At 37.7% G+C, this 24,866-nt stretch carries 24 protein-coding genes and 1 tRNA gene; 18 read left to right on the forward strand and 7 right to left on the reverse strand.

Going from position 1 to position 24,866, the window contains the following annotated elements:
* Positions 1-110: 110 nt before the first annotated feature.
* From V4596_03920 to V4596_03935, 4 genes are all read left to right on the forward strand, one after another.
* Positions 111-202: transfer RNA gene (locus V4596_03920), tRNA-Leu, on the forward strand.
* 576 nt (positions 203-778) lie between these two features.
* Positions 779-2,092: a hypothetical protein gene (locus V4596_03925; protein ID MES2768271.1), complete on the forward strand. Its 1,314-nt coding sequence runs from the start codon at positions 779-781 to the stop codon at positions 2,090-2,092.
* Between the two features lie 158 nt (positions 2,093-2,250).
* Positions 2,251-2,601, forward strand: a complete 351-nt coding sequence (locus tag V4596_03930; protein MES2768272.1) for a metalloregulator ArsR/SmtB family transcription factor — start codon at positions 2,251-2,253, stop codon at positions 2,599-2,601.
* Position 2,602: 1 nt separating this feature from the next.
* On the forward strand, positions 2,603-3,298 hold the full coding sequence (locus V4596_03935) for an SRPBCC family protein (protein MES2768273.1): 696 nt from the start codon (positions 2,603-2,605) through the stop codon (positions 3,296-3,298).
* A 21-nt stretch (positions 3,299-3,319) separates the two neighbouring features.
* On the opposite strand, the gene V4596_03940 is transcribed toward V4596_03935, so the two are convergent.
* The 3 genes from V4596_03940 to V4596_03950 all read right to left on the reverse strand — a co-directional run bounded on the left by V4596_03940 (position 3,320) and on the right by V4596_03950 (position 7,842).
* On the reverse strand, positions 3,320-4,870 hold the full coding sequence (locus tag V4596_03940) for an FMN-binding glutamate synthase family protein (protein MES2768274.1): 1,551 nt from the start codon (positions 4,868-4,870) through the stop codon (positions 3,320-3,322).
* Between the two features lie 405 nt (positions 4,871-5,275).
* Positions 5,276-6,139 (reverse strand): hypothetical protein, encoded by an 864-nt coding sequence (locus tag V4596_03945; protein MES2768275.1) that lies wholly within the window; start codon positions 6,137-6,139, stop codon positions 5,276-5,278.
* A gap of 335 nt (positions 6,140-6,474) precedes the next feature.
* The gene (locus V4596_03950; protein MES2768276.1) at positions 6,475-7,842 is read right to left on the reverse strand and encodes a peptide MFS transporter; all 1,368 of its coding nucleotides are present in this window, start codon (positions 7,840-7,842) and stop codon (positions 6,475-6,477) included.
* A gap of 211 nt (positions 7,843-8,053) precedes the next feature.
* Here V4596_03950 and V4596_03955 point away from each other — a divergent pair, with 211 nt between their 5' ends.
* Both V4596_03955 and V4596_03960 read left to right on the forward strand, forming a co-directional pair.
* On the forward strand, positions 8,054-9,040 hold the full coding sequence (locus V4596_03955) for a serine protease (protein ID MES2768277.1): 987 nt from the start codon (positions 8,054-8,056) through the stop codon (positions 9,038-9,040).
* Positions 9,041-9,055: 15 nt separating this feature from the next.
* Positions 9,056-10,180: a glycosyltransferase family 4 protein gene (locus V4596_03960; GenBank protein ID MES2768278.1), complete on the forward strand. Its 1,125-nt coding sequence runs from the start codon at positions 9,056-9,058 to the stop codon at positions 10,178-10,180.
* 13 nt (positions 10,181-10,193) lie between these two features.
* On the opposite strand, the gene V4596_03965 is transcribed toward V4596_03960, so the two are convergent.
* On the reverse strand, positions 10,194-10,967 hold the full coding sequence (locus tag V4596_03965) for an enoyl-ACP reductase (protein ID MES2768279.1): 774 nt from the start codon (positions 10,965-10,967) through the stop codon (positions 10,194-10,196).
* Positions 10,968-11,009: 42 nt separating this feature from the next.
* Positions 11,010-11,759 (reverse strand): pseudouridine synthase, encoded by a 750-nt coding sequence (locus tag V4596_03970; GenBank protein ID MES2768280.1) that lies wholly within the window; start codon positions 11,757-11,759, stop codon positions 11,010-11,012.
* Positions 11,760-11,873: 114 nt separating this feature from the next.
* Between V4596_03970 and V4596_03975 the strand changes: the two genes are divergently transcribed.
* The 7 genes from V4596_03975 to V4596_04005 all read left to right on the forward strand — a co-directional run bounded on the left by V4596_03975 (position 11,874) and on the right by V4596_04005 (position 18,126).
* Positions 11,874-12,560: a tetratricopeptide repeat protein gene (locus tag V4596_03975; protein ID MES2768281.1), complete on the forward strand. Its 687-nt coding sequence runs from the start codon at positions 11,874-11,876 to the stop codon at positions 12,558-12,560.
* Positions 12,561-12,606: 46 nt separating this feature from the next.
* Complete coding sequence (locus V4596_03980; protein ID MES2768282.1) at positions 12,607-13,761, forward strand: PQQ-binding-like beta-propeller repeat protein; 1,155 nt, start codon at positions 12,607-12,609, stop codon at positions 13,759-13,761.
* Positions 13,761-14,126, forward strand: a complete 366-nt coding sequence (locus V4596_03985) for a hypothetical protein (protein MES2768283.1) — start codon at positions 13,761-13,763, stop codon at positions 14,124-14,126. Before V4596_03980 ends, V4596_03985 begins: the two co-directional genes overlap by 1 nt.
* Positions 14,127-14,149: 23 nt before the next feature.
* A complete protein-coding gene (locus V4596_03990; GenBank protein MES2768284.1) occupies positions 14,150-15,130 on the forward strand; it encodes a succinylglutamate desuccinylase/aspartoacylase family protein in 981 nt (326 codons plus the stop codon).
* A complete protein-coding gene (locus V4596_03995) occupies positions 15,120-16,997 on the forward strand; it encodes an acetyl-CoA hydrolase/transferase C-terminal domain-containing protein (protein MES2768285.1) in 1,878 nt (625 codons plus the stop codon). Before V4596_03990 ends, V4596_03995 begins: the two co-directional genes overlap by 11 nt.
* 122 nt (positions 16,998-17,119) lie before the next feature.
* A complete protein-coding gene (locus tag V4596_04000) occupies positions 17,120-17,326 on the forward strand; it encodes a hypothetical protein (GenBank protein ID MES2768286.1) in 207 nt (68 codons plus the stop codon).
* Complete coding sequence (locus tag V4596_04005; protein ID MES2768287.1) at positions 17,326-18,126, forward strand: helical backbone metal receptor; 801 nt, start codon at positions 17,326-17,328, stop codon at positions 18,124-18,126. The genes V4596_04000 and V4596_04005 overlap by 1 nt, the downstream gene beginning before the upstream one ends.
* 11 nt (positions 18,127-18,137) lie before the next feature.
* Here V4596_04005 and V4596_04010 read toward each other — a convergent pair whose 3' ends face one another.
* Entirely contained in the window at positions 18,138-19,544 is a 1,407-nt protein-coding gene (locus V4596_04010) for a hypothetical protein (GenBank protein MES2768288.1), read from the reverse strand.
* Positions 19,545-19,751: 207 nt separating this feature from the next.
* On the opposite strand from V4596_04010, the gene V4596_04015 reads away from it, so the two are divergent.
* The 5 genes from V4596_04015 to V4596_04035 all read left to right on the forward strand — a co-directional run bounded on the left by V4596_04015 (position 19,752) and on the right by V4596_04035 (position 23,514).
* On the forward strand, positions 19,752-20,699 hold the full coding sequence (locus tag V4596_04015; GenBank protein ID MES2768289.1) for a hypothetical protein: 948 nt from the start codon (positions 19,752-19,754) through the stop codon (positions 20,697-20,699).
* Position 20,700: 1 nt separating this feature from the next.
* Positions 20,701-21,279 carry a hypothetical protein gene (locus V4596_04020; GenBank protein MES2768290.1) on the forward strand — a complete coding sequence of 193 codons (579 nt, stop codon included), beginning with the start codon at positions 20,701-20,703 and terminating at the stop codon, positions 21,277-21,279.
* A 62-nt stretch (positions 21,280-21,341) separates the two neighbouring features.
* Entirely contained in the window at positions 21,342-22,226 is an 885-nt protein-coding gene (locus V4596_04025; protein MES2768291.1) for an alpha/beta fold hydrolase, read from the forward strand.
* Between the two features lie 69 nt (positions 22,227-22,295).
* Positions 22,296-22,823, forward strand: coding sequence for an oligoribonuclease (gene orn / locus V4596_04030; GenBank protein ID MES2768292.1), 528 nt, complete (start codon positions 22,296-22,298; stop codon positions 22,821-22,823).
* A 4-nt stretch (positions 22,824-22,827) separates the two neighbouring features.
* On the forward strand, positions 22,828-23,514 hold the full coding sequence (locus V4596_04035) for a hypothetical protein (GenBank protein ID MES2768293.1): 687 nt from the start codon (positions 22,828-22,830) through the stop codon (positions 23,512-23,514).
* A gap of 54 nt (positions 23,515-23,568) precedes the next feature.
* Here V4596_04035 and ahcY read toward each other — a convergent pair whose 3' ends face one another.
* A complete protein-coding gene (ahcY, locus tag V4596_04040) occupies positions 23,569-24,861 on the reverse strand; it encodes an adenosylhomocysteinase (GenBank protein MES2768294.1) in 1,293 nt (430 codons plus the stop codon).
* Positions 24,862-24,866 lie beyond the last annotated feature (5 nt).

Genomic DNA, 24,866 nt, shown 5'->3' on the forward strand with positions numbered 1-24,866 from the left:
TGTCCTCTTTTTAAGCAGAACATCACACCTAGTCAAAGAGTCACCCATTGAAATAATGGGTGACATTTTTTATGTAAATCATTAATTTTATAAGTTCATTTCACTTCCATGCCCCGGTGGCGAAATTGGTAGACGCACAGGATTTAAAATCCTGAGCTTCGTGTAAACGGGCGTGCCAGTTCGAGTCTGGCCCGGGGCACCACTTCTTTAATTTCAAGTACTTAAAAGTTTTCCAGTTGTGGTTTGTTGTGACCAGAGTGGCCTTCCTATTGCAAACATATTAAGTATGAAGTTTTAAATTCAGTAAGTAAGAGAGTTGAATGGTTAAATCAATTATAGCATCATTTCTAATCATTTTAAGTGCCGTATCTGGGCACGCTGGGGAATGTTTAGACGAACGTGAAGATTTGGAGCATCAATGGGTTGTCTGAACGTAAGTGTAGTTATGCTTTTCCTCTTCTTTTCGATCACTTCTCAGGCTGAAAGCTTTTACATTACACTTGGATTAAAACCTAATGCTACCCAGGAAGAGATTAAGAAGGCGTGGAGACTGCAGGTCAAGCAACTTCATCCTGATAAGGGAGTGGCAGATAGCGATGATATCCGACGAGTCAATATGGCAAAACATGTCTTAGGAAATGCGAATCTTAGGCCTTATTATGATCATCTGACGAGATACGGAGCCGATCATGAGAACTGGGCCAAGACTCCTGGCAACACGAGTGTAACAAGTTTAAAAAATAGATTCGGTTCACCGGAAAATTTAAAGAAAGCTGAAGTGGCAGGGTTTGAAGAACTTATTTCTTTTTTTAGAGCAGGCCCACAAGATCCTGTTATATGGAAAAAGCAATTTCTTAGTAATTTAAATTTCGATTTAGAAATTAAGGATCCTAAAATACAATTAAAAATTATTGATGCACTCATTCGAAACAATATTGACGAAAAAAGAAAATTAATTATCATTTATATATTTTCAACATTTAATTTTTCCAATACGGAAGTTCTAGAAAGAATTTCTCAAATAGTACATTCACAAGAAAAAGAATTAAAAAAAATTGGACTAATGATCATAGAGTCTGCCTTGATTTATGAGCGTATTGATGTTGTTGGTATGGATTTAAAAGGTGCACAAGATTTTATTTTAAAGCAACTCCAAGATAAAAACCCTGCTATTAGAGTTGAGGCAATTTCAGCGCTAAATAAATCTCCATTTGGCAATGACAATGAGATAGTTTCAGAAATACATAAAGCCCTTCAAGATCGTGATTTTAAAGTAGGCCTGCAAGCGGAATTCTTTTTGTCCCAAAATGGCAGATTGCAAAACACAGAAAACTTTTTAGCGTTTCTTAAATTTATAAAAGATAATTACTTAAAACATTTGATCCTTGAGGAAACAACTCATAACAGATTACATCAATCCGACGAGCTCTTGCCTCTTTTCCAGCTTAAGAGACAAAAAGAATCAATACCCAAAAATGAGAAAATAAAAGAAGCCTTAATTGATCTTTTAGAGCTGGATCGGGGAGTGCGAATTGCAAAAGTTGTAGCTGAAATATTACTAGATCAGTTCGAACCATTAGATTATGAAACTCTCATCAAAATAAGAACATATAGATTAATTTCAAGCTCATTTACAGTAGAAAAGATAAATAGATTGATCTCTGAGCATGAGAAAGCTGGGACTAATCTAAACGTAAATTCTCTGATTACAGATCTTTCAAGTAGTAATTATAATAAAGTCCGGGTTTCGCTTAAGCTTTTAGAGCGTATGAATGATTTTGATAGTAATAATCTGAGCCGACTCATGGAGTCCTTTGAGGAAAGAGTTTCTCTTTATAAGAAAACTTCTTATCTAGATCACATACAGCCAATGGCTAGTCTCTTAGTCATTATGAGTAAGGCGAGAAATAGAGAAATTATCTCTGAAGGCTTAAGAAAATTTGCTGATGATAAATCTATAAAAGAAACACAAGTCGGCATTTCAATAAAAGAATTAAAATCATTTGCAAGGTCTTTGATTCAGAAACCTACACTGCAGAAGTCAGATCCAAAATCCAACAAGTCTAACGTTTGCAGTAAATTGTTCAATTGAAATAATATTAGTTTTGGTGCGCTACTTCGCAATGAATTAAAAGCGTTAGGAATTATACACATGACGAGAGCGTCGCTTTATTCATAAAGAAAATCAGCTATATACAAATAGTTAACCATTTGGTTGACTATTATGTGTATTCAAGTTAATATACTCTTATGAATAACACATTATCATCAGAACTTGATTTGCTCTTTTACGCACTCTCGGACCCGACACGCCGTCAGATTTTAACTATGTTGAATGAAGGGGTGAATACGGTTGGAGCGCTAGCAAATCCTTTTAAGATGTCACTTGCCGCGATATCAAAGCATATCAAGATTCTTGAAAAAGCAAATTTGCTAAATCGAAAAAAATTAGGGCGCATCCATGAGTGTTCAATAAATCCAGCAGCACTGAAATCCGCCGAAGAGTACATTCAATTCTATACTCAGTTCTGGAATGAGCGTTTGGATATTCTTGCTGAAAACCTAGAATCCGAAATCAAAACTAAAAAGAAAAGGAAGTAATATGTCATTTCAAGTTAAAGTCGAAAAATTCATTTCAAAACCTGCCACTGATGTATTCCGCGCTTTGAGCGAAGGGCTTCTCTTTATGAACTGCGGGGCAGATTCAAGATCTATGCAACTAGATTTCAGAGTTGGAGGAAAATACCATTTTAATTTCAAGAGACTCAAAGTATCAAACTTTGGTGAATTTCTAGAAATCATTCCCAATAAAAAAATTGTTTTTAGCTGGTGCCAGACTTTTGCGGTTGATCAAAAGCCCGATTCAACTGTAACCGTAGAGCTCTTTGAAGATGGTCCTAAAACTCGATTAGTTCTTGTCCATACTGGATTTATAAACCAACAAAATACAGACAATCATAAACAAGGTTGGAGCAGCATCGTTCCGGATTTCGGTGAAGAAATGCAAAATGGACGTTTGCGCATGCTTAGAAAATTTGATGCTCCAGTGGAAATGCTTTTTGATTTATGTAAAAAACAAGAACACTTTTCTGCTCTTAACATTTCAGAAACAGTACCTAACAAGAAAATCGTATTTTCATTGAAAGAAACAAAAGGGACTTTAACGTTCGATCAAAAAGACAATGTGTCTTCGTTGGAAATTATTCACAATGGACTAGAAACAATTAAGGACAGAAAAGCTCAGCGTGCCGTCTGGGAAATTCTTACTGAAAACATAGCCGAGATCATTAAAAAATAGTAATATTTGCCATACCAAATATTATGCGGCCTTTGCGTACTCGTCGCTATTTAGCTCTAACGCACTGAAAGTGTCAGGAGATGATCTTGTCATCGCAAACTTGTAAGAGTCTGGGTAAGGCTCATGAAGCAGATCTCCTTCTTTGAGATACTCATACATTTGCGTGTAATTGCGAACTTCGGTTTCGCTATAACGACGAATAAGAAAGAATGGTTTTAGCTCTAAAGGATTTTTTAGGCCCATAGCGCCTATCATATCTGTCGCACTTTTTAGAGTTTCTTTGTGGAAATTAAAAACGCGTACTGATTTTGTCATTACATCAAGGCCTTGAACTAAATTTGGATCTTGAGTCGCAACTCCTGTGGGACATTTGTTGGTGTTGCATTGAAGAGCCTGGATGCAACCCAAAGCCATCATCATCCCACGCGCAGAATTGCAGATGTCGGCACCGATACAAAGTTTGGATACGATTTCAAAACCTGTCGTGATCTTACCGCTTGCGATGACACGAATTTTATCGCGTAGACCAAAACCGATTAAAGAGTTGTGTACGAGAATCAAACCATCACGAAGGGGAGTGCCAACATGGTTTGAAAATTCTAATGGCGCGGCTCCAGTTCCACCTTCGCCACCATCCACCGTTACAAAGTCAGGATAGATTCCAGTTTTTATAATGGCCTTGCAGATTGCTGCAAACTCATGGCGTTTACCTACACAGAGCTTAAATCCTACAGGTTTTCCACCACTCAGATCGCGCAGTTTTTTAACAAAGCCCAATAACTCGGTCGGGGTTTTAAAAGCCTTATGATAAGAAGGTGAGTGCACATCTTGACCCATCTCTACACCACGGATTTCCGAAATTTCTTTTGTTACCTTGGAAGCGGGGAGCAAGCCTCCATGACCAGGTTTTGCACCTTGGGATAATTTAATTTCGATCATCTTCACTTGATCACGAACAGCTTTTTCTTGAAATTTCTCGGCCGAGAAATTTCCTTCAGTATCACGGCAACCAAAATATCCCGTACCGATTTGCCAAACCAAATCACCGCCACCTTTGATGTGATAAGGACTCAATCCGCCTTCGCCGGTGTTGTGATAGAATTTTCCCATCTTAGCGCCTTCACTCAGTGCGAGAATGGCATTTTTACTGAGAGCGCCATAGCTCATGGCCGAGATATTGAATCTACTCGCGATGTAAGGTTTGGTACATTGAGGGCCGCCCACGACGACATTCATTTCATTCAAATCGCAAAACTGTGGGGCAATAGAATGATTGACCCATTCGTAACCTATTTCATAAACATTCTTCTGTGTTCCAAACGGTAATGTGTCCGTAACTTTTTTTGCACGTTGATAAATCAGAGATCTATTCTCACGAGAGAAGGGTTTTCCTTCAGAGTTTGTTTCAATAAAATATTGATGTATCTCTGGGCGAATTGCTTCCATTAAATATCTAAAATGTCCAAGGACTGGGAAGTTTCGCAAGATCGATTGCTTCTTTTGAAAGTAATCTTTAAATCCAATAGCCAGTATTGGCACCACAACAACTAAACTATAAAGTGCCATGGGCATAAAAAATGCTGCCCAAAAATAAAACGCAAAAACTGCACAGGCTACAATAATAAATTGTTTTCTCATCGACTCTCCACTCAATATATAACTGAAGTAACTATCGGTATCTTCATCAATAAATATAAAGAGTCTAGCTCGAATCAAAAGTTATGGGACTAGTCTTCGGCCTTTAACGGTTTTTTTATATCAGTCGCAAACAGAGTTGCCTGAAAAATTTAATGTGGGATTTGCTAAGGAAAAGTCTATATACAAATCATAACTACATGAGCCGTAAGAGAGCTGGCAGGAATCTACCCCTGCAAAAGACAGATCTATTTTAGTATAAGTAATCTCATTGAGATCGCTAGTTATGGCGCAGAAAACATTAATTGCAGGCTTAGATCTAGTTGCGAGATCTCTTCTGTATTAATCATGCCAAGAAAAGATACGGGTAGGGGGGCTGCTATCAACGTAAGAGCTCAGCTCCAAGTTAGGAACAAAAAGGGTATCGGAGTTTCTTCTGAAAGCAATTTTAATAACTGGGGTATCGATTAAGAATGAAGACCTTGATTCCACTAACAAAATATCTACGCCTCGAACTTTTTTAAAAAATTCAGTAAAATCTATTTTTTCACCTTTTCTATCGTAAATAGTATTAAGAATTTCTACTGAGGCAGAACCTCCCATATGATCACGACGATACATGGCCGTAAGTAATGCCGTTGTATCTTCAATTGCTAGAATTGCAGTATAGGTTCCTCCTTCTTTTAGTAAATTCAAACTTTTATACAATGTATGAGTGATGTCACGAGTGTAACTTAACGGACCAAATAGATCTGTAACTAGATCTGCCGACTTTATAGGAAGATTTAAATTTTCAAAATAATTACCATCAATGTATCTAAAATTGGGATTTGTTCTTTCAAATTTAATAAGCTCTTCATTTTGAGGCTTTTGATATGATACCGCAATAAAATCTGCATTGAGTTTTGGATTTTTTATTGCAAAATCTCTCTGGGCGTTGGCTAGTCCGGCGCCCAAATCAAACCAACTAGAATTGCTTGATAATTTTTTTAAAGCATTTTTAAAAAATGTACCAAGATACCGATTGTATCTCCACAACCCTCGACTAATAACAAATTTATTTAATGACAATCTTCTCTCAGAAGATCTTTGAGTGTCTGGAGAAATCACATGTATTTTAGCTTCAAATAAGCTAGCACATTCACTTGAATAAGAATGGGGAGAATAGAAAAAGATAATTATAATAATTATATTTAAAAGTTTCATAAAAAAGATGTAGCTTCAGAAGGTTGTTGGATTAATTTCCAAGGTTTTCAAATCTGAGGGGCTTTCAAACCTATTATATTGCAGTTATTATGCCTGCTTAAAAATAGGTTTATTTGTTTTTGAAGAAAAAAAGATGTCTAAGCTTCTGATTTTAAGGCTCTAAAATGTTATCTAAAGGATTGCTGCAATATTGTTGCAATATATAGGCTACAATAAATTCAACCACAGATTACTTATGAAAATATCTGTCTCTAAATAATAAAAAGGGCACTCTCTGAAGTGCCCTTAAAATTAAGTATAGTTGTCAACAAAATGTCGACGCTGAAACAGGAAAGTTAAACTTCTTTTCCGATCGCGTTTGATAATGGTTTTTTCAATATGAAGAAAACCAAACCAGTTCCGATTCCCAATGCTGTAAGCATCATAAAGAAGCTGTCTGATGACATCTTGGTGTAGAAAGTACCTAAGAATCCAGTCATGTAGTTTCCAAAGAAGCTAGACAAGAACCACATACCCATCATCATAGACATGATTGGTCTTGGTGAAACTTTTGTTACAAGCGATAGACCGATTGGAGACAAGAAGATTTCACCCATAGTGAATATCCATGTTGTAGCCATCAACCAGAACACACTTCCTTTTTCTGCCCCTGGAACAAATTTCGCAGCGGCAATCATCACAATATAAGCAGCACCGCAAAGGAAACAACCAATACCCATCTTCAATACTGAAGAAGGTTCTGATTTTCTCTTAGCTTGCCAAGTCCATAGGATATTTACTACAGGAACGAATAGGAAAATGAACATTGGGTTGAAAGATTGAAACCATGTCGATGGTATTTCCCAGCCAAAGAAATTCCAATCTGTTTTGTCATCTGCCCACAACTGAAGCGTATTACCTTGCTGTTCAAAAATCGCCCAGAAAGTGATGTTCAAGAAACAAAGAACGGCCAATGCCCAAACAGAATTCCACTCTGCTTTAGTCAGAGGTCTTTTTTCAACTTTCTCATCTTCTTTAAAAACATCTCTTGGAACTAAATCACTACCTAACCAGTAAGTGAAGAGACCGATGATCATACCCACACCAGCAGCGCCAAAGCCCCAGTGCCATCCCACTTTTTGTCCTAGTGTTCCGCAAACAAGAGGGGAGAAAAACGCACCTAAGTTAATCCCCATGTAAAAGATCGAGAATGCTCTATCGCGTCTTGGATCGTTTTCTGGATAAAGGTTACCCACTTGAGTAGAAATATTTGGTTTAAAACAACCGTTACCCAAGATGATAAAAAGAAGTGCCAACAAGAACATTTCTTCTGAAGCCATCAAAAAGTGACCAATCGCCATCAAAATACCGCCAAGATACACTGTGCGGTACTGACCTAAAACTTTATCGGCAATGATACCACCAAAAAATGGTGTGAAATATACAAAGCCCGTGTAAAGACCGTAAATCTGAGAACTCATCTGCTGAATATTCATTTCCCCAAATGTCGACATCAACATTGATTCCAATGCTGCATAACCAAGAACTGCTTTTGCTCTTTCTGGTTCCAGTAATAGATATTTAGTCATATAAAGGACAAGAAGAGCTCTCATGCCGTAGTACGAGAATCTTTCCCACATTTCAGTAAAGAACAAAACGAACAAACCAGCCGGATGTCCGAAGAACTCCTTACCTTGTAATTTCTTAGTTACCAAACTTTTCATATTTTTTCCCTCTCGATTCACAGAGATTGTTAAGTCTTTAATTTTAGCCACTTTCTTGGAAGCTAAAGTAAGGTATCTTGATTAATAAAATTTGGCAGATGTATCAAGAGTTGATATGGATATGTCGCCTCACGTTAAACATAATTCTAAGAATAGAGTTGCCTTTTAAGGGTGGTTTTTAGATTCTCTGCCTCTTTAAAGGGGGAATTCTATGAAAAATATTTTTCTATCGATCGTTATGTTGTCAATGATGTTATTCCAAGTTCAAGCTCAAGCGAACTGGGATATCCGTAATGTAAAAAAACCGGCTCCGAGAGCTGTATTGAACAGCCTTTCAAAAAAGAAAGTAAAATCTAGTGAAACAGATAAATATCAAATTGGTTCTGAGTGGGGAAAAAAAGTTGTTACAAAAGATTCATTAAAAAATGAAAGCGATGTTTTCCAAAAAACAGCTTTAAGAACCGCAAAGTTTGGTTCCTTCATGGGCAGCGGAACAGCTTTTTACCTTGGAAAATTCAATGGGAAGCACATTATGGCTTCAAATTATCACGTTATTACCACTGCTGATGATTGCAAGAATGGTAGAGCAGAGTTCACCATGATCGGAAAGATCTTTTCATGTGCGGAATTCTTAGGTTCGTGGTCCGATGTGGACTACTCTTTGGTAGCAATCAAAGTTAAACCTGAAGATGAAGCTGTTCTTGAAGGTCTCGGCCAAAACATGGCTTGGGATTCTAAGCCTTACAAAGGTCAAAAGCTTCTTACAATCGGTCACGGCTTTGCAAACAACCCATCTCAAAAACTAGTGTCAAACCAGGATGAAGATTGCATGACTTACTCTGAAGAAACAGACGTAAGATTTATGGCTGATCCAGACGATGTGAATCCCGGGGATTACAAAGTATGGTCATTTGCGAATGGCTGCGATGTTTCTCACGGAGACTCAGGATCAGCAATGGTTGATCGCAACACCGGTGAAATGGTGGGGATTATATGGACAGGCAGAATTCCAAAAGACAAAAAGGTTCAAGACTCAACTTATCTGTCAGACATTTACCATCAAAATTCTGAAGACGTTTGGAAACAACTTTCATACAGTGCTCCAGCTTTCAAAATTAAAGAAGTACTATCAAAGTACCTAGACGACAAAGAACTGTCAGTTGACACCGAGAAGACTATCAGACAAATTCTCAACTAGGAGAATACTGTCCGGATGGGAAAAGACAAAAAGAATATCCTGCACATATGCTTATCGCCTTCGGAAGGAGGCCTTGAGCTTTACGCGGTAAGACTCACAGATTCTTTCGAAAAAGATGGTTATGAGTCTTATTGTCTTTGTCGCCCAGGTTCTTTCGTTGAGAGAAAATTAAAAGAAAATAATCTAAAGTCCATCACTATGACTGGTAAAGATTATTTTTCCTTCAAAAACATTCGACATCTTAAAAAGCTCATCAAAGAACACAACTTTGAAGTGATTTTTGTTCATAGACTCAAGGATCTTTGGCTCACTTACTGGATCAAAATAAAGTTTCCAAATGTAAAAGTGATCGGCTTTACCCAAATGTTTGTGGACTATCCCAAAAAAGGATTTTTCCATAAATTGGTTTACGGAAAAATTGATCAAATGATCACTCTGACAAATATTCAAAAAGAACATTTATTAGGAATGTTACCAATTCCGGCAGAAAAATACGTTGTGATTCCTAATGGTGTGGATAGCGAAAAATTTTTGCCTCAAGACAGAAAAGATCCTGAAAGATTAAAAACTAGAAAAGCCTTAGGCGTAGAAAAAGAAAACGACATTTTGGTTGGACTCATCGGCAGATTTGATCGCCAGAAAGGTCAGCTTGAATTTATCGAAGCCATTAAAAACCTCAAAGACAAACATCCCAACGTAAAATACGTTTTGGTGGGCGCAGACACTTATGGGGAAGAACCTCTCCAAAAGAAAATACTAAATGAAATTCTAGTGAGCAATCTGAACTCCCATGTGCAGGTCAGAGGTTTTTCTAATGAGGTCCAAAAAATTATGAAAGCGCTCGATGTTTTTATTATGCCTTCATACAAAGAAACTTTCGGGATTGTGCTCGTAGAAGCAATGGCTTGCGAAAAAATTTGTATTTCCACAAATAGCGGTGGGCCAGTCGAGATTTTAGACAATGGAACTTATGGATTACTTATAGAGCCCCAATCTTCAAAAGCAATCGAAGATGGAATTACAGAAATCGTTAGAAACCTCAAGAAATACGAAGAAAAAGCAAAACAAGCCCGCAACCGCGTACAGCAAAAATACCGCCTAAAAGACATCTTCACAAAAATCAAAGAACTCACTTACTAGGTACCAGTTACCTTTAAGTTGTTATATGGTAGCCGCTATCGACGTAGATGACTTCGCCTGTGATGAATTTACTTTGATCACCGCAGAGGAAGGCTCCGAGATCGCCCACGCTTTCTTGAGTGATGTTTTCTTTGAGTGGAGTTTTTTCTTCTGCGGCTTTTAACATCGTTCTAAAATCTCTAATTCCAGCAGCTGCTAATGTTTTTACAGGACCTGCAGAGATTGCGTTCACTCGAATTTTTTCAGGCCCCAAATCATACGCTAAATATCTAACACAAGCTTCAAGGGCGGCCTTAGCAACACCCATCACATTGTAATTTGGAACAACTCTTTGAGCTCCTAAGTACGAAAGAGTAATGATTGATCCCCCAGCATTCATAAACTTGTGTGCATACTTTGCACAAGCAACAAGAGAATATGCACTGATATCCAGCGCCAATTTAAAACCATCACGAGATGTATCCATGAATCGACCCTCAAGGTCCTCTTTATTTGCAAAAGCCACAGAGTGCACGACGGCGTCTAGTGAATCCCATTTTTTTCCTAACTCTGAAAAACATTTTTCGATTTCTTGATCTGAAGAGACATCGCAAGGGTAAATGAACGGGGAGCCAAGACTCTCTGCCAATGGGCGAACTCTGGATTCCATTTTTTCATTCACATAAGTGAAGGCCAATTCAAACCCTTGGGCATGAAGAGACTGGGCAATTGCCCAAGCCAAACTTCTTTCATTTGCTACGCCAAAAATAATTGCACGTTTTTTTTCTGTTTTTTTTTCTGTTGTCATAACTTTGTCCTTTTCCCAATTCAGTAGTCGTTATTGTGACGACTAAAATTTTTCTTCAGGTGTCAAGAATCTCCATTTACCTTCAGGGAGATCATCAAGAAGTACATTACCGATTCTTAATCTCAAAAGACTAAGCACTTGCAAACCTACAAGCTCACACATTCTTCTGATTTGTCTTTTTTTGCCTTCTGTTAATACAAAAACCAAAAAATCTTCTCTGGTCTGCTTAATTCTTGCTCTTTTTAAAGGCTTTCCATCTAAATGTAGACCGAATTCTAACTTTTTAATGATCTCAGGTGTCACGGTTCCACTGACGCGAACCAGATATTCTTTTTCGATATTTGAGTCTTCCCCGATCAATTGTTTTGCAATTGTTCCATTCTGCGTAAAAACAATAAGTCCTCTAGAGTCAATGTCCAGTCTCCCAGCAGGAGCCAAACCGTCAAAGTGTTCTCTTTTTAATTTTTCCTCACCTAAAAATTGATTTTCCTTGGTAATTAAAACCACAGCAGGTTTGTGATCGTCTTCAGGTTGGCCAGAAACATAACCAACAGGTTTGTTGAGAATGATTGTGGCTTTTTCAGATTGTTTTTTTTGTGCCTTTTCAACTAACTCAATATGCTGAGTGGGATAAACTTTGACTCCCAATTCACGAACGATTTCACCATCGACACGAACCAGCCCCTTTGCGATATATTCATCTGCTTCACGACGAGAACACAGCCCCTTAAGAGCCATTGCTTTATTTAGTCTCATTTTTTCTTGTTTTGAATTTTTACTTTCCGCCGTCATGGTGTTTATACTATGCATTATTAAGAGTAGTAATCAACTATATTTTATTTGATATTGAGTCATCAAAGACCTAACTTTGTTCTATAGACACTTAAACATCAAAAGGATTCACTCGTGAAAGATATTCAACCCACATCACTCATCGATAAAGTTAACAATCAAATCAACAAAAACAAAACGGTTGTCATTGGATTTCTTGTTTTGGTTTTAGTAGGAATTGGTGGCTACTCAATTTACTCCACCTATAATCACAAGTACGAAGAAAAAGCTCAGTCTGCTTTTTTTGATGCAGAAAGATTGCATGCTGCTAACCAAGTTGCAGCTCAGCCTACTAAAAATCAAACAGCGAAAGATACACCTCCAACAAATGTAGATACAAAGCAAGTTGAAGAAAAGTTAACCTCTATTATCATAGAGTTCCCAAAATCAAGAGCCAGTGTACAAGCTTCCATCTTGTTTGCAGATATTCTTTTACAGAAAAAAGACTCAGCAAAGGCTATTGGAGTACTAGAAAAAGAATTTTCAAACTACTCGGGACATTTGTTAGACTCAATGCTTGCGCTAAAACTTTCTGGAGTTTACGAGCAAAACAGCCAGTGTGATAAAGCTCTTCCTGTCTTAGACAAAATTTATAAATCTAAAGTTTCAGAATTGAAACCTGAAGCTTTGCTCAGAACAGCTCTGTGCGAAGAAACTCTTGGTCAAACAGACAAGGCCAAACAATCATACCAAAAACTTGCGACAGAATTTTCTGACACAAGCCAAGGACAACAAGCTCAAAAGTTTCTTAAAATTTTGTAGTAGTCACAACAGTGACTACTACATCAGGGATAGGCAGGTTAGGATCATGAATAAGAAATTTTCAAAATACTTATTAGCATTTTTATTTTTATGTGTTTCATGTTCGACTCTTACTTCTAAGCAATCTTACTTTTTAGATACCAAGACAAACTGGGTAAGATCAACTCTTCGCGAAGAATATCTTGGACCAAAACTAGTTCACTCGATGTCACCTACGTTAATTGAAGACACTATCTTTCAAGGCAATGCCGCAGATGGACTGGTAGCTATCCATCAAAAATCTGGAAATATTCTTTGGAGAAAAGACATTAAGAACGGTGTGAATTCTGGTGCTGTTCAATACAAAGACAATGTTTACTTTGGCGGAAACGATGGCCAATTCTATGCTTTAAAGGCCTCTAACGGCCAACTTGTATGGACTTTTCCAACTCAATCAGAAAGTTTATCGGCACCTGTTCTTGATGGATCTAGTATTTACTTTTTAGCAGGCAATGGAACACTCTATTCTTTAGACGCTGTCACTGGCAAAATGAATTGGTCTTACGCTCAAAGGGACAACTCCAGCATCAATATTCGTGCGGCTTCCAGTCCAGTTGTGGATGGAAACTTTCTTTATATTGGATTTAGCGATGGAACATTCTCATCTTTTGATAAAAAGAATGGTTTTTTAAAATGGGAAAGAAATATAGCGGCTCCACAAGACCGCTTTAAGGACGTTGGATCATCACCGACAATCAGCGGTGAAAACATTTACGTATCAACTTACGGCGGAAGTTTATTTTCAATTAAAAAAACCAGTGGAGAAATCAATTGGAAATCAGATGAAGGCAGTTCATCTGCGGCAACAACTGTTGCCGATAAAATCTATTATTCAACGACAAACAAAAAACTCATTGCTTTGGACAAACAAACCGGAAAACAGCTTTGGGCATATGCAATCAAAGAAGGCGTTGGAACAAAGCCTCTCGTATACAAAGACTTAGTGATCATTGGAACGTCAGAAGGTCCCGTAGAAATTCTTTCTATGATCGATGGCAAACTGGTTAAGCAGTTTGCCACTGGGTGGGGAATTTCGGCTCCCATCACTATAAATACAGTCACCGAAGATATTTTTATTATGTCTAACTACGGCAATATTTATTCTGTGAACCTCAAATGGAAAAAGCCTTCCAATCAATGGCCATGGGAGAAAAAAGAATAATGAAAAAATTATTTTTTACAGCAATAACTTTAAGTTTAATAACAGCTGCGTGTTCTTCAAAGCCATGCCGTGAAGTGAATATGAGCGGTGTTCCTGAAAGCATTCAAGTAACAAGTGCTGCAAAGAATGTTTTGGTTTATAAGTACGACGGAACAAAACAATGTGGTGAAGGCCAAGAAGTTACTTTGGATGCTATGAGCAGACAAATGAGAGACATTAAAATTATTTCTATGAGCAAAAAACATGACGGAATGATGCGTATCCAAGTTTGCGGGGCACCCACGGGGCACGCCAACGTTTACGAAATTTCAGATGCCGACGTAAGCAAAGCCAAATCTTATGGCTTTTTACCTTGGAAATTTTAGCACGCACACATTAGAAGTTGATAATGATAAGAGTAAATCAGGAAATAGCAGAATTTAAAAATCTACCCAATGAGTTCCGCAAGAACGGCTATTTTGTTGTATCCAAAGATGACTATGCTTTTGTTGTGAGTTCAGAAGAATTTCCTAAACCTTTCCAAAATGCCCAAAAAGAAACAAAAAAATATGAATTATTCTTATCAGCACTTTTACATGGAAATGAAGTGGGCGGAATCCAAGTTCTAAATCATTTTGCTAAAAAAATTATTACGGACAAAATTAAAATCCCTCACTCTTTTTTCTTTTGTCTAGGCAACATCGAAGCCGCTCAAAAAGGTGTACGCTTTATTGAAAGAGACCTGAATAGATCTTTTTTAGCACCTTCCACAGAGTTATTAGAAGAAAAATTAGCAGTTCGAATCAGCAATTATGTAAAAGACTGCGCTTACTGTATCGACATTCATCAGACCAATCAGGATGCAGTGACTCCTTTCATGATTTTTATTTACACGTCAGAGAAAATGAATTTTTCAAGACACATGGATGCGCAAATTCCAGTTATTGTTTCTGTAGAAGAACGACATAAAGATGGATCCACATTGGATTTTTACTGCTACAAACACAATATTATTAGCACAACGCTGGAGTTAGGAAAAACTGGCTTTCATGAAAAACAAGCAGACTTTGGAGTAGCTTATTTATCCAATTTCTTAACTTTACCTGATCTTCACAAAGAAGAACCTTTTAAGAATGTTTATCGTGTTGCAGATACGATCTATTGGTTTGATGACCGAATAGCACTCCATCCCGGATACAATAATTTTTCTATGATTAAAAAAGGTGAAGTTCTTGGAAAAAAAGGTGAGGCGGATTATCCATCTCCCTATGACGGCGTAATGCTTTTTCCTAAATACGGAGATATCGCTCTAAAAACCAAAGAAGTATTCACCATCGCTCAGTCGGTATTGAGCTTTGAAGATCTAAAAAAACCTAAAGATGCAAAATAATAAATACACCAACAACTTAAAAACCTGTGTCGATCAAATTGTTGGCCAAATTCTAAAGTCTTCTAAAAATAAAATCATAGTAGCGACTCCATTGGGCCTGGGAAAACCCAACGTACTACTCAATGCTGTTTACAATGAAGTAAAAAATAATCCTTCGCTCGAATTGGAAATTCATACAGCATTATCGCTGGCTCGCCCAAAACCAAAAAGTGATCTAGAAGCCAAGTTTATAAAACTTTTTATAGAAAGGCAGTTTGGAAAAGACTACCCAGACCTCGAATATGTTTCAGACTTAAAATCCAATAACCTTCCCAAAAATATCTCTGTCAACGAATTCTACTTTCAATCCGGAGCTATGATAAATATTGAGCAAGCACAAAGGCATCTGACCAGCGTGAACTACACTCATGTTCCAAGAGATATGGCGAGCCGGGGAGTGAATGCCCTATTACTTTTGATTGCCGAAAGAACTGTTAACGGTAAAAAAGAATTCAGCTTAAGCTGCAATCCCGATATTACTTTAGATTTACTTGATGCTTTAAAAAACAATCCTCCTCTCGTCGTCGGCGTGACTCACCCCGATTTACCATTTCTAGAAGGAGAAGCTCATGTTTCGGAAGATCTTTTTGATATTATCTTAGAAAATCAAAGTAACCACAAACTTTTTGCTATTCCAAAGGCCATAGTGAGCGATACCGATTTTGCGATCGGATTTCACGCAAGTACATTGATCAAAGACAATGGTACTTTACAAATTGGCATTGGATCTTTGTCTGATAGCTTGGTTTATAGCACGATCATCAGACATCAAAAGACTCATGTTTATAAAGACCTAGCAAATAAACTTATCATTTCAGATAAACATAAAAACCTAATTTCAAAAGTTGGAGGAATGGATTCTTTTAAAGAAGGACTATTTGGGGCAAGCGAAATGGTCATGGATGGATTCATGCATTTACGTAAAGCTGGAATTCTAAAAAGAACCGTGGAGGATAAATGCTATCTTCGAGGTGCATTTTTCTTGGGCTCGAGCGAGCTCTATTCTTGGTTAAAGAATTTATCTCAAGAGGATTTCCAGGGAATTGAAATGACCCGGGTGACCAAAATTAATGATCTTTACGGAGAAGAACAAAAGCTAAGAAAACAGCTCGTGAACGCAAGATTCTTCAACACATGCATGAATATGAGTCTTCTTGGTGCTGCGGCTTCAGATGGACTTGAGTCGGGGCAAATTGTCAGTGGGGTTGGGGGACAATATAATTTTGTAGCCATGGCTCACGAACTTGAAAATGGCAGATCTATTTTAATGTTGAGATCGACTCGTACAAAAAATGGAAAGACATCTTCTAATATTGTCTGGGGTTATGGTTATTGTACGATCCCAAGACATTTAAGGGACATCGTTATCACAGAATATGGCGCTCGCGATATCCGAGGTAAAAACGATGAGGATGTTATTATCTCTTTAATCCAAATCGCGGACTCTAGATTTCAAGATGAATTAATTGAAACTGCAAAAAAGTACGGAAAGCTATCAAAAACCTACCATTTAGACCCAATATTTAAACAAAATCTTCCAGCAAATATTTCGAAAGCTTTTGAATCTATTAAAAAAGAAGGTCTTTATAAGCCATTTCCTTTTGGCTCAGATTTCACAGATGTAGAAGAACGTATTGTATTTGCGCTAAAAAAGCTCAAGAACAAATCAAAACTAGGATTGGTGATTGAGTTAGCAAAGTCCTTATTCAGCCGCATAGATCCAACAGAGTACAAAGAGGAACTGACAAGAATGGATCTTTTGCAAACCAAAAGCTTTAAAGAAAAAGCCTATCAAAAGTTGTTATTATTAATGCTCAAGTGGTCTTAATACACATTACTGATAAGTTATATTATGTTACACAATGAGTTAGTATGTAGTTGATTTTACTATGATCCTCACGTAAATTTTAATGAACAGGCGAAATCTTAAAATACCTCAGCAAGGATCATATGGGCTTAATTTCAGCAATTACTTCTTTTGTCTTTGGAAAAAAACCTAAACTAGAATTCACTAAAAATGGACGTGTCTGTCATGACCATCCTGAAAAAAAATGGGAAGATTGGAAAAATAGATTCCGTCAAAACCCAGATTACAATTGGAGAAGTCATTCAGGTACCAAAGGTGTACCTCAATTGAAATCTAAAAAAATAAAATAGTGACTAAAAAAAACATTACCGTCATTTCACTAGTTCCTTCATGGACTGAAACTCTTCTCGAGTGCGGCGTTAATGTGATTGGCAGAACTCGTTTCTGTATTCATCCATCAGCTGAAGTCGAAGACATTCCTATAATCGGCGGCACCAAAGAAGCTGACTGGGACAAAATCAAATCCATGGAACCTGATTTTGTATTGATGGATAAAGAAGAAAATACCAAAGAAATGGCAGACGAGTGTCCCTGCCCTACGATTTTCACGCATGTTCAGTCATTGAATGATGTCTCCGTAGCACTTTTAACTATGAGTGAGAAGCTTGAGAACGAAAAGTTATTCAACCTTGCGGGCCGATGGCAAGCTCTCGCACAAACTCCAAATTTTGCGGTGAAAGACTTAAATAAACTTCCAGGACTTATTCAATGGATTCGACATCCTGAAAAGAAAATTCAAAAAATTCTCTACGTTATTTGGAGAAATCCATGGATGACGGTAAATAGAGAAACCTTTATTTCTTCGGTTTTGACAAAACTTGGAATCGAAAAATACTTAGTGGATTTTGAAGAAAAATATCCAGAAATAGATCTAAAGGATTTCAATTCAGATACGACATTATTGCTTTTTTCTACAGAACCATATCCTTTTGAAAAGAAAGTGGCGGAAATAAAAATGCTCCCCTTTCCTTCGCTGATCGTGAATGGGGAGTGTTATAGTTGGTTTGGATTGAGATCTTTGATTTTCTTAGAAACTCAAGAGCAACTCTTTAAACCCAAGAAACGACTTTTTAACATCGTTTCTCGGTGAAGTTTAAATCTTTATTTAAGTGAGTACCCTTTTCTTTGCATATCATTCATGATTTTAGTACTTACAGCCTGATTATTGATTTCGCCTTTAGCCAGACCTATATAACGAGAAGCCGTAAAAGAACTTGCATCATTACCACGAACCAAGAATGCACCTTTTCTTGAAACAATCATTTCAAAATCATTGTCCAACAATCCATTCCAAGAATAAGTTACTTTCTCAATTCCATAAGGTTTGCTTACGCGAACAGTTAGACGTTTATCGGTACATTCTTCGATATTACCTTTAACTCCGTTAACGATAAGAATGTTTCCAGAATTTGAAACACCGCTGACAGGCTGTTGAATGTTTGCACCAATTCCTGTTGTATTGTTATTTTCTTTACCAGAGATTGAGCCACGATAAGCCATTTCATCAGACTTCACTATTTCATTAAATTGAGATACGACGTTCTTTGATTGATTTTGACTTAATAAAGTTGCTTCTATAAATACTGACAATGTACTCACTTGATTTGATGAATCCAAAATGTATTTGTTCATTTTTTCGAGATCCATACATTTCCCCATATCAGCCGAAGGTACCATAGCTCCACTAGATTGAACGGTGTCCTGCGTAGATGTGTTTGCATCAACGGCCTTCGTCGTTTGCGATGTTGTCGCTTTAGGAATTACGGCAACGGATTGAGTTGACGTAGATTTTGGTGCCTCGCGAACTGCCACTTTGGAAGAAGAATCTTTACAAGCTAATGCTTTGTAATCTTCTAAATCATAAACATAATTTTCTTCACTAGATGAGTCATCTGGAAGCTTACAGATCAATTTTGGCTTTTTAGGATTTTCTTTTTTGCAGTCCACTGAAATGTTTTGCTTACAATCATTTTGTTCTTCTGGTTCTGAATCATTTGGTGGTACCGGATTGATGGGACCAACTATTACCTGTCCACCTTGTTGAGATGTCCATGAACCTGAATCACGTTTTCTCTTGCTTGCATGGGAATATCTCTCCCAAGTCCCTTTAACCTGAACAGCACAACCTTGTTTGTAGTAACAATTGGATCTGATTTCAGGAACGCAGTAATTAAATGTCATCGCGAAGCTCTGACAATATTGAATAAAATTTTGTCTTACAACCATTGGGTTACAAAGTCTTTCACCATCTCTTGCTAACCAACCACAATAAGACCTGAGGTCTGAAAACATTTGACCCGGGCCTTGGCAATTGGCTTGGCTTGGAAGTTGATATCCTGGCATTGGTTGTGGACCATTAGGGTAATACCCATTACCGTACATTTGATCCGTTGGCGTCGTTCCATAAGGAAGTTGCGGCTGAGGGGTCGAATTTCCGTCTTTCTTTTTGCTACAAGCGACGAAAAATGTTACTGCCAGAACCAATATAACTAAGTTTAGCATTTTCATAAAGCTCATCTCCGTTAGTTTCATTTTAAAACCATCATGTAACTATTACATAGCAATGACCAGACCAAGAGGCATATTTATACCTCTTCGTAGGGCTTGATTTATTAAGCTGTCATTAAGGGAATATTAAGCAAAACCGATACATTAATGAGACAACAATTGCCCCTTTCCAAGAAGGAAATAGGCATTTTTAAAGGGATTTTTAGAATGAAAAAGTTAATATTCGTTGGGGCTTTATCTTACCTGGCAGTTTTTTTATTTGTTTCGTGCAGTCCTCAAGAGGGAGAAATATTCCATGGAGCTTTGGGTTTAAATGAAGCCCGGGTTATTGTTTCTTCTTCTATTGCTGGATCACAACTTATAACTATGTTTGATCAAGATGGGAATTACCTTAAGACTCTATATGATTATACGGATATCGCCGGCACTCCAAGAGGTTTGGCAAAGCACTCTGCGATCAGCTTTATTGCGGCTATTGATGGTCTAAACCAGTTCGATATCCTGAGTATTGATGGATCGAGATCCGTATGGTCTACGCACACTCAAGTGACCGCAACTTTTTACGATATGATTCAAGACTCCGCCAACAATATGTATGCTATTGAAGTTGTAACGCCCGCGTCTAACAATCAGATAGAGAAGTTTGATTCGATGGGAAAAAGAATTCCTATCTCCGCAACCACCGCTTATATCAACAACGCCTTAGGAGGATGTACACTGAGCACACCAACATCCATGGCCATTAATTCTAATGGCCAATTGACAGTTGCTAATAACGTTACGAGTACTATCAGTGTTTATAATCTAGGAGCAACACCAACATGTGCGGTACAAACAGCCTTCGGAAATAACCCGAGAGGTTTACTTGCCCACAGTAACGGCTCTTTATATGTAGTGACGATAGCCAATGCACAGGAAACTCTTTGGAGAGCAGACTCCCAAGGGGCAAATGCTCAGTCTCTTTTTGCAAACAACATCACCATTCTCCAAGATGGGTTTGCAATGGCAGAGCTTCCTAACGGAAATATTTTAGTATCATCTTTCGGAACAGATTCCATTGTAGAATTCACTGAAGATGGTACTTACGTTAAAAATTTTGCAAAGTCTGCATACACCAATGATGTTTACGATATTCTAGTATTAGGAGGAAATTAAGGTGAAGATCTTAATCTCTATCATTACACTCTTAGCAACGCTACCTGCCTTTGCGAATTTTAATAATTCATTCTTAGATGGAAGCCTTGGTTATCCTTTCGATCTTTCAATTGAAAACCCTGATGGGACCATGGCTTACTATGACGGCTTCGCTTTCAAAACCGCCTTTCATTATAACTTTTCAGATAACAGAAGTGAAACTGCCTATGGCTTTTCATTTCATTATAAATACCTAAAGCTCGATAATACAAAAAAATCCACTGTTTCTGAGACGGCCATTCATAAGGGCGTTGGGGTGGGGATCTTTGCTAAGGTCTCAGGGTTTTATCTAGGCGTTAATTATTCTATTATGAAAGCTACTCACCAAAGCTCTGGAAATGTTTCAGCATTGGATGAGTTCAAATATAATCCCATTACCGCAGAATTGTCTTATACGGTTCCCTATGGAAATATGATTGAGATTGGTCCTGGAGCTTCATACTCTTTTGCTGACTTAAGTAAAACTGAAACCGGTTTGTCTAAAGATTCTTCTTACAAAGAAAAGATCGTTTGGCTGAAAATCATCTTCTTCTTTAAATAAAATTCTTCATGAACAATATACAATTTTAATCCTTTTCAAAAAAAATCAAGTATAACTCTGTCATGAAAAGAATTGTGGGGATTCTAATTGGGGTAATGCTATTTGGTAGTTTTGCTAGCTTAAGTCAAGCTGGTGAATTCAAAGACTGCTCTTCTTTCATTGAAGAATGTATTGCGCAGTATTCCCCTTATTCATCTTTTTATATAAATTCACCTCAAAATACTAAAGCAGTGGTTTTAGTTCATGGCCTGACAGACTCCCCTTATTTCACAAAAGACCTTGCCCTGCTTTTAAATCAGAACGGCTATAATGTTTATTCTGTCCTTCTCTCTGGCCACGGAACTAAGGTGGAAGAACTTTTCGAAATCACTTCACAACAATGGCTGATGGATATTGAACAAGCAATTCTATTTGCTCTAAAAAATTCTCGCGTAAAAAAAGTTGCCCTTTCTGGTTTTTCCATGGGCGGAGTTTTGATCTCCTCTCTGGCTCAAGATCCCTATTGGAAAAACAAGATCTCCACTTTGATTCTTATGGCTCCTGCTTTTAAAATCAAAAAAAACTTAGGTATAGTAATGTGTGCTTCGGGTGCTTACCGCTTAAAAACTTGGGCCGCGAATAGTCCCGAAAAATCTCCTATTCGTTACAACCAAATGCCTTTTTACTCTGTATGCGAACTAACGGACCTCAGTGCAATTGTGCGAAAAAATGCAAAGTCCATATCTACCCCTGTCTTTATGGTGGTTACAGATGGTGATCAAACCATAAATACGCAAGCGGCAATAGAAACACTCAGAGATATGTCCTCAAATGACAAAAAATTATTTTATATTAAAAATCTAAAAACCTCTCACACTGATTTGGTTTTTAGAAACGACCCTCTTGCCAAAAAAAAGAACCCCCAGTTTGATCAAATGGGTCAAAGAATTATCCAATTCCTAAAATAGAAGCTTGTCCGCAGTACCCTCTTTAACTCATAATAAGAGCTGTTGGCTAATCTACAGGCGAGGGTTTTTATGAGTTCGAAATTATTCTGGATTGATCTTGAGATGACCGGCCTTGATGTAGAAAAAGAAGTCATTATCGAAGCCGCTGTTATTGTAACAGACTATAAATTCAACGAACTCGAGACCTACCACGCCGTCGTTAGACAACCAAAGACCTATCTAGACAAGATGGACGAGTGGAATTCAAAAACTCACAAAGAATCAGGTCTTTTAGAGCAAATACCTAATGGAAAAGATCCAGGTGTCGTAGAAAAAGAACTCGTAGAGCTCGCTAAAAAGCATTTCGGCACAGAGAAAGTCGTAATAGCTGGTAATTCCATAGGACATGACAAGCTTTTCTTAACCCATCACTTTAAGGAATTTGCAAAGCTCCTACATTACAGACTTTTGGACGTGACTTCATGGAAACTAGTCTTCAAAGACATGCTTAAAATCAAACACGACAAGAAAAATACTCACCGCGCCCTGGACGATATTCGTGAAAGCATCGATGAATTAAAACACTATATGAAATTCATCAAAACTGATTCAAAATAGAATCATGACTATATTGATTTCGATTCTATTGACCTTATCTAATTTTGTACAGGCAACTCCCGCATGTTCGACCACTCCACAAAAAATTGCCGGCATTGAAGAGATTTGCGACGAAGCTCTACCAAAATGTATCGCTGAAGTTGGCGGAGCCGAAAAAATTGCAGCCACTCTAAATGATTCTAAAAATAAAGTTGATACTGATGAACTCTTTACGAGACTCATTTTTGCGGAAAGCTTAGCTTCCGGTTGCAATATCAATGATCCAGAAATTTTTGAAAGCATTGCTTGGACCTTAAGAAACAGACTCGCTAGAAAAAAAATGTATGGAGGAAATAATGATGACCGTTCGGTTGCATTTAAACCCCAACAGTTTAGTTCCAGCACCGGCCCATGCGATGTTTCAAAGAGAACTGAATTCTTTTGTCCTACAAAAGATAAGGAGTTCGAAGCTGTATGGCTAAAAGCCTCTCAAGCCTGGGCAAAAACAAAGACTGCAAAAAATCCTATCCCAACGGTTCGCCATTATTTTTTTTCAAAGCATTTTGATAAATCAGCGCCCAAAGGTAAGAAATTTCCGGATGGAACAATCGGTTGTCAACATTACAAAGGCATACCTGCTAGCTGGGAAAAACCTGGAGATAAAGTTAAATCCATCGGCACCTGCGCAACATTCCACAACGTGAAAGAATAAAAAAACCCAAAGCTTTCACTTTGGGTTTTCGTTAAATCAGAATGTAAATTCTAATTAATATCTATAATGCTCTGGCTTATAAGGACCGTTTTTATTCATTCCAAGATACTTCGATTGTTTATCAGAAAGCTCAGTCAAATGAACACCGAGTTTACCAAGGTGAAGCTTTGCCACTTTCTCATCAAGCTCTTTTGGAAGTCTGTAAACTTTAACTTCTTTGTACTTAGCCGTATTATTGTAAAGTTCCATTTGCGCCATAACTTGGTTTGTAAATGAGTTACTCATTACAAAGGATGGATGTCCCGTACCGCAACCTAAGTTCACCAGACGACCTTCAGCCAATATAATTACATATTTGCCATCTTTTAAGATGTGCTTATCAACTTGTGGTTTGATTGTGTCTTTCTTAGAGTTTTTGTTAAGCCACGCCATATCGATTTCGATATCGAAGTGACCAATGTTACAAACAATAGCTCCGGGTTTCATCGCTTTGAAATGTTTTTCCGTGATGATATCGCAGCAACCTGTTGCCGTGACAAATATGTCAGCCTCTTTACAAGCTTCTTCCATTGTTACAACTTGGAATCCATCCATAGACGCTTGAAGCGCACAGATCGGATCGATTTCAGTGATGAGAACTCTTGCTCCAAAACCTTTTACTGAATATGCAGAACCTTTTCCAACATCTCCATATCCAGCCACAACTACAACTTTACCAGCAAGCATAACGTCTGTTGCTCTTTTGATACCGTCCGCTAGAGATTCTCTGCAACCGTAGAGGTTATCGAATTTTGATTTTGTTACTGAATCGTTGATATTGATAGCGGGAACTTTTAATTTTCCAGCTGCATGCAATTTTTCAAGGTTATGAACACCTGTTGTTGTCTCTTCAGAAAGACCGATGATTTTTTTGATGAGTTTTGCAAAACGTGGCTCATGCATCATGTTCGTAAGATCACCACCATCATCGAGGATCATGTTAAAACCTTCTGGCCCCCAACCGGTGATAGTTTGTTCGATACACCATACGAATTCTTCTTCAGACTCACCTTTCCAAGCAAATACGGGAATTCCCGCTGCTGCGATGGCACAAGCTGCGTGATCTTGTGTTGAAAAGATATTGCAAGAAGACCATCTGATCTCTGCGCCTAATTTAATTAATGTTTCGATTAATACTGCTGTTTGAATTGTCATGTGGAGACAACCTGCGATTCTTGCACCTTTTAAAGGTTTCTTTTTTCCGAATTCAGCCACTAACGACATTAATCCTGGCATTTCTGTTTCTGCGATTTCGATTTCTTTTCTTCCCCACTCAGCAAGTTCTTTGAACTTCTTGGGGTCATTCATCGCTT

This window comes from Bdellovibrionota bacterium (assembly GCA_040386775.1).
GTDB lineage: Bacteria > Bdellovibrionota > Bdellovibrionia > Bdellovibrionales > JAEYZS01 > JAEYZS01.

Coding starts and splice junctions, on each gene's coding strand:
- V4596_03930 (MES2768272.1), top strand. CDS start 2,251: ATGAATAACACATTATCATCAGAACTTGATTTGCTCTTTTACGCACTC.
- V4596_03935 (MES2768273.1), top strand. CDS start 2,603: ATGTCATTTCAAGTTAAAGTCGAAAAATTCATTTCAAAACCTGCCACT.
- V4596_03940 (MES2768274.1), bottom strand. CDS start 4,870: ATGCCCATGGCACTTTATAGTTTAGTTGTTGTGGTGCCAATACTGGCT.
- V4596_03945 (MES2768275.1), bottom strand. CDS start 6,139: ATGAAACTTTTAAATATAATTATTATAATTATCTTTTTCTATTCTCCC.
- V4596_03950 (MES2768276.1), bottom strand. CDS start 7,842: ATGAAAAGTTTGGTAACTAAGAAATTACAAGGTAAGGAGTTCTTCGGA.
- V4596_03955 (MES2768277.1), top strand. CDS start 8,054: ATGAAAAATATTTTTCTATCGATCGTTATGTTGTCAATGATGTTATTC.
- V4596_03960 (MES2768278.1), top strand. CDS start 9,056: ATGGGAAAAGACAAAAAGAATATCCTGCACATATGCTTATCGCCTTCG.
- V4596_03965 (MES2768279.1), bottom strand. CDS start 10,967: ATGACAACAGAAAAAAAAACAGAAAAAAAACGTGCAATTATTTTTGGC.
- V4596_03970 (MES2768280.1), bottom strand. CDS start 11,759: ATGACGGCGGAAAGTAAAAATTCAAAACAAGAAAAAATGAGACTAAAT.
- V4596_03980 (MES2768282.1), top strand. CDS start 12,607: ATGAATAAGAAATTTTCAAAATACTTATTAGCATTTTTATTTTTATGT.
- V4596_03985 (MES2768283.1), top strand. CDS start 13,761: ATGAAAAAATTATTTTTTACAGCAATAACTTTAAGTTTAATAACAGCT.
- V4596_03990 (MES2768284.1), top strand. CDS start 14,150: ATGATAAGAGTAAATCAGGAAATAGCAGAATTTAAAAATCTACCCAAT.
- V4596_03995 (MES2768285.1), top strand. CDS start 15,120: ATGCAAAATAATAAATACACCAACAACTTAAAAACCTGTGTCGATCAA.
- V4596_04000 (MES2768286.1), top strand. CDS start 17,120: ATGGGCTTAATTTCAGCAATTACTTCTTTTGTCTTTGGAAAAAAACCT.
- V4596_04010 (MES2768288.1), bottom strand. CDS start 19,544: ATGAAAATGCTAAACTTAGTTATATTGGTTCTGGCAGTAACATTTTTC.
- V4596_04015 (MES2768289.1), top strand. CDS start 19,752: ATGAAAAAGTTAATATTCGTTGGGGCTTTATCTTACCTGGCAGTTTTT.
- V4596_04025 (MES2768291.1), top strand. CDS start 21,342: ATGAAAAGAATTGTGGGGATTCTAATTGGGGTAATGCTATTTGGTAGT.
- orn (MES2768292.1), top strand. CDS start 22,296: ATGAGTTCGAAATTATTCTGGATTGATCTTGAGATGACCGGCCTTGAT.
- V4596_04035 (MES2768293.1), top strand. CDS start 22,828: ATGACTATATTGATTTCGATTCTATTGACCTTATCTAATTTTGTACAG.
- ahcY (MES2768294.1), bottom strand. CDS start 24,861: ATGAATGACCCCAAGAAGTTCAAAGAACTTGCTGAGTGGGGAAGAAAA.